At 56.1% G+C, this 5,896-nt stretch carries 4 protein-coding genes; 2 read left to right on the forward strand and 2 right to left on the reverse strand.

Translation table 11 applies throughout. The features are described 5' to 3' along the window. Nucleotides 1-2,412, forward strand: a 2,412-nt coding sequence (locus tag ACXJ5O_RS16875; protein ID WP_457300893.1) for an RNA-binding protein, incomplete at its 5' end; no start/stop codon positions are given. A 207-nt stretch (nucleotides 2,413-2,619) separates the two neighbouring features. Here ACXJ5O_RS16875 and tyrS read toward each other — a convergent pair. Further along, entirely contained in the window at nucleotides 2,620-3,873 is a 1,254-nt protein-coding gene (gene tyrS / locus ACXJ5O_RS16880) for a tyrosine--tRNA ligase (RefSeq protein ID WP_457300894.1), read from the reverse strand. A 101-nt stretch (nucleotides 3,874-3,974) separates the two neighbouring features. On the opposite strand from tyrS, the gene ACXJ5O_RS16885 reads away from it, so the two are divergent. Continuing rightward, nucleotides 3,975-5,105, forward strand: coding sequence for an anhydro-N-acetylmuramic acid kinase (locus ACXJ5O_RS16885; protein ID WP_457300895.1), 1,131 nt, complete (start codon nucleotides 3,975-3,977; stop codon nucleotides 5,103-5,105). Here the strand turns inward: ACXJ5O_RS16885 and ACXJ5O_RS16890 are convergent. Next, nucleotides 5,102-5,776, reverse strand: a complete 675-nt coding sequence (locus tag ACXJ5O_RS16890; RefSeq protein WP_027231414.1) for an alpha/beta hydrolase — start codon at nucleotides 5,774-5,776, stop codon at nucleotides 5,102-5,104. The genes ACXJ5O_RS16885 and ACXJ5O_RS16890 overlap by 4 nt on opposite strands. Nucleotides 5,777-5,896 lie beyond the last annotated feature (120 nt).

A 5,896-nucleotide genomic window follows, 5' to 3' on the forward strand; every position in this document is an offset into this window, starting at 1 on the left:
GTCGAAGATATGGCGGTGGAATCACAGATAAATTTCGAGCACGTATCCGGGGTCGACCAGATTGCTATCAAACCGTCGAACATTCATTTCGGTGGATTCACGGGTATTGTCGAAGGAGCAATCGGACCGGAGACACTGCCGCCGGTTCCTGCGCCAGCGGCCAATCCGGGTTACCAATTCGAACTTACCACGAAAGACGCCAAATCAGCTCCTGCCGATTCTCCGGTCCCGGCACTTCCCTTCGATGCGCGCCTTGCGGGCCGGTATGATTTGACGTTGAAGCACCTCGATGTCTCGCAGATAGAAGTGCTGGCAAACAAGGAAAGTTCGCTGTCCGGCAACGCCAGCGTTACTTTCGGCGGCGGTTCACCTGCGATGAAGCTTGACCTGCAGATACCTCAAATGCCGGTCGCGGATGTGAAGCAGCTATGGCCCATCTGGGTCGCTACGGGTGCTCGACGCTGGCTTATCGACAAGATGCACGATGGTGAGGCGAAGGACGGCACAATCAAAGTGACGTTTCCGGCCGGACGATTCAACGGGCCAGGCAAGCCGCCACCCCTCGAGGACAATGAGGTTGAAGTCGATTTCAATGTCACGGACGCGGGATTTGATGTTATCGGAGAACTACCAGCTGTTCGGAACGCCGCCGGGAAAATCGGCGTTCGAGGCGCCTATACGACGATCAGTCTAGAGAAGGGATCGTCAATCACGCCCGCCAATCGCGAGGTGAAGATCGTCGATGGAAAGCTTGTCATTCCGTGGGGCCCGCAGCGTCCAGTCCTCTCCGACCTTGATTTGAATGTTGTTGGCGACGCTTCCGCCGTGTCGGAGTTCATCAGCTTCAAACCGATCAATGGGTTGAAAAATCTTCCATTTGCTCCGGAGGACATAAAGGGCGATGTGAAGGCAAATGTGCTCGTGACATTTCCGATAACGCGTCATGCACCCGCCGGCAGCCTGAAATGGTCCGCCGATATGCAACTCGCCAATGTCTCGATCGCAAAAAAGATCGATGGGCAGACGATAACCGATGCTGACGGAACGCTCTCCGTCAATCAGGATGAAGCGCACATCGAGGCCACTGCGCAGGTGAACGGTATACCGGCCGAAGTGACGATGTTTGAACCCTTGGGGACAAACACGGCGAAGCGCGAACAGAGTGTAACTTTACAACTCGATGACAAGACCCGGAACGCGCTTTTCCCGGCGCTCGATCCGTTGCTTTCCGGCCCAATTTCCGTGGAGATCGACAAGGCGGCCGACGGGTCGCGGATCGCTACCGCCGACCTGACGAAGGCCGAAATCAAACTTGCACAGCTCGGTTGGACCAAGGGAGCGGGCGTAAAAGCGATCGCAAAATTCTCGCTCCAGCAAGATGGAGACAACGCCAATATCCGCAACCTTGACATTTCCGGCGACACTTTCCGCTTGCAGGGCGATGTGAATGTCGTGGATGGGGACATGACCTCGGCTGACTTCGGTACCGTCAGGTTAAATCGCGGTGACGATATCGCGGTAAAGGTCGACCGCACCAAATATGGATACCGGGTCGGCGTGCAGGGCAGTTCATTCGACGCCCGCCCCTTGCTCAATCAGATAACAGACAAGAAAAAGAATGGAGGCGATGGCAGCAACAGCAAGCAGCGCGTGCTGGTCAATGCCGACATCGATAACGTGACCGGTTTTTACTCCGAAAATTTTGGCAATGTCTCCCTGTCCTTTGAGGGCGTTGGCTCTAATGTTTCGGGTCTTGCCTTCAACGCCGTAACCAAAACCGGACAGAAGGTAGTGGCAGCGGATAGTTCAGAAAGTGGTKCGCGGTCTATCAGCCTGCAGTCGAAGGATGCCGGCGCGGTGCTACGCTTCTTCGGTTTTTACGACAAGATGTCCGGGGGCAGCATCAATGTCGCGCTCGATTCCAAGGGTGATGGTCCTTTGCGGGGACAGATCGACGCGCGCGATTTTACACTGGTCAACGAACCGCGTCTGGCCAAACTTGTATCCACAGCGCCCAATGGTACGAGCCTCAACGATGCGGTGAAGAAGAATATCGACGTGTCGAAAGTGACATTCGACCGCGGTTTCTCGCAAATCGAAAAGGGCGCAAATTACATCAACCTTGCCAATGGCGTTATCCGCGGTTCGACGATCGGCACGACGTTCCAGGGCGTGCTCAGCGATCCGCAGGGCAACATGTCACTGACAGGTACATTCATGCCCGCCTACGGCATCAACCGCATCTTCGGCGATGTCCCGATCCTTGGCCTTTTCCTTGGCAATGGCCGCGATGGCGGGTTGATCGGCATCACCTACAAATTGATCGGGCCATTGAAACAGCCGCAGATTATCGTCAATCCGATTTCGGTGATCGCGCCGGGTATTTTCCGTTCCATTTTTGAGTTTCAGTAGAGAGCTTTGCTTATCTCCCCCTTGTGGGGGAGAAAGCGATTTCAGCATCTTGGCCTTGCCAAGTGCTAGAAATCGCAAGAGAGGGGATCAAGCGCTTTAGAGGCAAATCCCCTCTCTTGGGATTTCCAAGGATTTAGCAAAAAGGCTAAATTCAGGAAAATCCTTTCTCTCCCACAAGGGGAGAGATAATCGGCATGGACTGGCGACCTAAACCGGCTTCACCAGAATATGCTTCTTCTTACCGAGGGAGAGTTTGATCACGCCCTCGGCCGTTACTTCAGACGTCCCAACTTGGGACTTCTCATCGGAAACGCTGGCATCATTCACCCGCACAGCACCGCCCTGGATGTGGCGGCGCGCTTCACCATTCGATCCGGCAAGACCAGCCTTGACGAGAAGCGTCAGAATGCCAATTCCAGCGTCGAGGTCGCTGCCTGCAATTTCCACGGTCGGCAGATTGGTTGCCAAAGCGCCTTCCTCGAAAGTCTTGCGGGCCGTTTCCGCAGCTTCCTCCGCAGCCTGGCGGCCGTGAAGAAGCGCTGTGATTTCGGTGGCAAGAACCTTCTTGGTCTCGTTGATTTCAGCCCCGCCCAGCGCGGCGAGACGGCTGATCTCATCCAGCGGCAAGGTCGTGTAGAGTTTCAGGAACCGCTCGACATCGGCATCTTCGGTGTTGCGCCAATATTGCCAGAAATCGTAGGGGCTCAGCAAATCTGCGTTAAGCCAGACCGCACCATTCATCGACTTACCCATCTTCGCTCCTGACGAAGTGGTCAAAAGTGGCGAGGTGAGGGCGTAGAGCTGCGGCGTGCCAAGACGATGACCGAGGTCGATACCGTTGACGATATTCCCCCACTGATCCGAGCCGCCCATCTGCAGGCGCAAGCCATAGCGCTTGTTAAGTTCGACGAAATCATAAGCCTGCAGGATCATGTAGTTGAATTCAAGAAAGGAAAGCGACTGCTCGCGGTCGAGCCGTTGCTTCACCGAATCGAAGGACAACATGCGGTTGACGGAAAAATGCTGGCCGACATCGCGCAGAAACTCGAGGTAATTGAGCGGCAACAACCATTCGGCATTGTTGACCATCAGCGCGTCTTTCGGACCTTCGCCGAAGGACAAATAGTTGGCGAAGACTTTCTTGAGACTATCGATATTGCTCTGGATGATCTCCGGTGTCATCAGCTTGCGCGCCTCATCCTTGAAGGACGGGTCCCCAACCATCCCAGTACCACCGCCCATCAGTGCCACCGCACGATGACCGGTCTTCTGCATCCAGTGCAGCATCATGATCTGCAGCAGGCTGCCGGCGTGGAGGCTGGAGGCCGTAGGGTCAAAGCCGATATAGGCCGACACGGTTTCCTTGGCGAAGAGCGCATCCAGACCAGCATCGTCGGAGGTCTGATGGATGAAGCCGCGCGTCGAAAGCGTGTGCAGAAATTCGGATTTGAAGGCAGACATTGATGTTTTCCTGAGATTGAATCGGCGTGCACGAAATGCGTGCCGTGAGAGACGGAGCCGTTTAACATCATTCTCTATCGAATCACAAGAAAGGCAGTGTCTTGGCAGCGATACGGCGCGCAATCGGCCTGATGAGCGGGACGTCCATGGACGGAATCGACATCGCGCTCCTGGAAACGGATGGCGGAAGCGAAGTGCGGCGCGGTCCGTCGGATTTCATGCCTTACGAACGGGCTTTCCAGCGCCGGATCGAAGCTAGTCTCAACGATGCGAAAACCATCGCGTCGAGAACCGAGAGGCCAGGTGAACTTGGCGTGATCGAAGCGGAGCTTACAAAACGTCACGGCGATGCGGTCTCGGTTTTTCTTTCGAGCCATGGCCTGAGCAAAGCCGATGTCGACGTGATCGGTTTTCATGGTCAGACAGTTCTGCACAGACCGCTTCAGGCGCTGACGGTACAGCTCGGCGATGGGAAAATGCTGGCTGACAAGACAGGTATTCCCGTCGTTTATGACATGCGAGCCAATGACATGAGGCATGGCGGGCAGGGCGCGCCGTTGGTACCTGCCTATCATCAGGCGCTGGCTGCGCGGGTGCCGCCTGAACTCAGCAAGGGCAAACCTGTCGTGTTCGTCAACATTGGCGGCATATCTAACGTGACCATTACTTCCGGCAATTCCGATCCGGTCGCCTTCGATACCGGACCGGGCAACACACTGATCGATCAGTGGGTCTCCGAAAAGGCAGGCATCGCTTACGATGCGGGCGGTACGATTGCCAGCGAAGGGCTGGTGATAGGCCATGCGGTCACACGCTATCTGGCGAAACCGTTTTTCGATCTCGCTCCTCCGAAATCACTCGATCGCAATGATTTTACGCTTGCCGACCTCGGCGATATGGAACTTTCAGACGGCGCGCGGACCTTGGCCAAAGTGACCGCCGATGCAATCCTCAAGGCCAGCAACTATGCGCCAGAAATACCAGCGCTCTGGGTCATTTGCGGCGGCGGGCGTAAAAATGCGACGATCATGACCGATCTCACGCAAGGCGCAGCAAATGCCGGGGCAAAGGTTATCGTGGCGGAGGATTTGGAATTCAATGGCGATTCGATGGAGGCCGAAGCCTGGGCTTATCTCGCCGTGCGGTCCCTGGACGGGCTGCCGTTGACCTGGCCGACGACAACCGGTTGCAGCGCCCCCGTGTGCGGGGGCGTGCTCGTTAAACCTGCCTAGCGCAGGCGCTTCGGCTTTGCCTCGACCAATTCACCATTCAAACGGCGATCGAGATAATCGGAGCATTCTGCGATGACCTCATCGGTCATGCCGGAGAAGAAGTGGTTGGCACCGACCATCGTCTTCTGCGTGATGGTGATACCCTTCTGCGTCTTCAACTTATCAACCAGGCCCTGGACATCCTTGGGCGGTGCAACCTTGTCCTGGTCGCCATGAAGGATCAGCCCGGAAGAAGGGCAAGGCGCGAGGAATGAGAAATCATAGGTGTTTGGCTGTGGTGCGACCGAGATAAATCCTTCGATCTCCGGGCGGCGCATCAAGAGTTGCATGCCGATCCAGGCGCCGAAGGAATAACCGGCGACCCAGCAGGTCTTGGAATCCGGATGGAGCGACTGCACCCAATCGAGCGCGCCGGCGGCATCCGACAATTCGCCTGAACCATGGTCGAACTCGCCTTGGCTGCGGCCGATGCCACGGAAGTTGAAACGCAAGGTCGTGAACCCGCGTTGCTGGAACATGTAGAACAGATCGTAGACGATCTTGTTGTTCATGGTTCCGCCAAACTGCGGGTGGGGATGCAGGACAATCGCGATCGGGGCATTTTTTTCCGTCGAAGGCTGATATCGGCCCTCAAGACGTCCCGCTGGTCCATTGAAAATCACTTCAGGCATGTGTACTCCAGTTTGCGCCGTGGCTACTTAGAGCCCGTTTTGAAACTCTACTGCGGCGGTCATCTGACGCGGTTTTCTGCGCTTCCGGTGCTCACGTACTTAATGTACGCTGCGCTCCGG

The organism is Phyllobacterium sp. P5_D12, assembly GCF_054049495.1.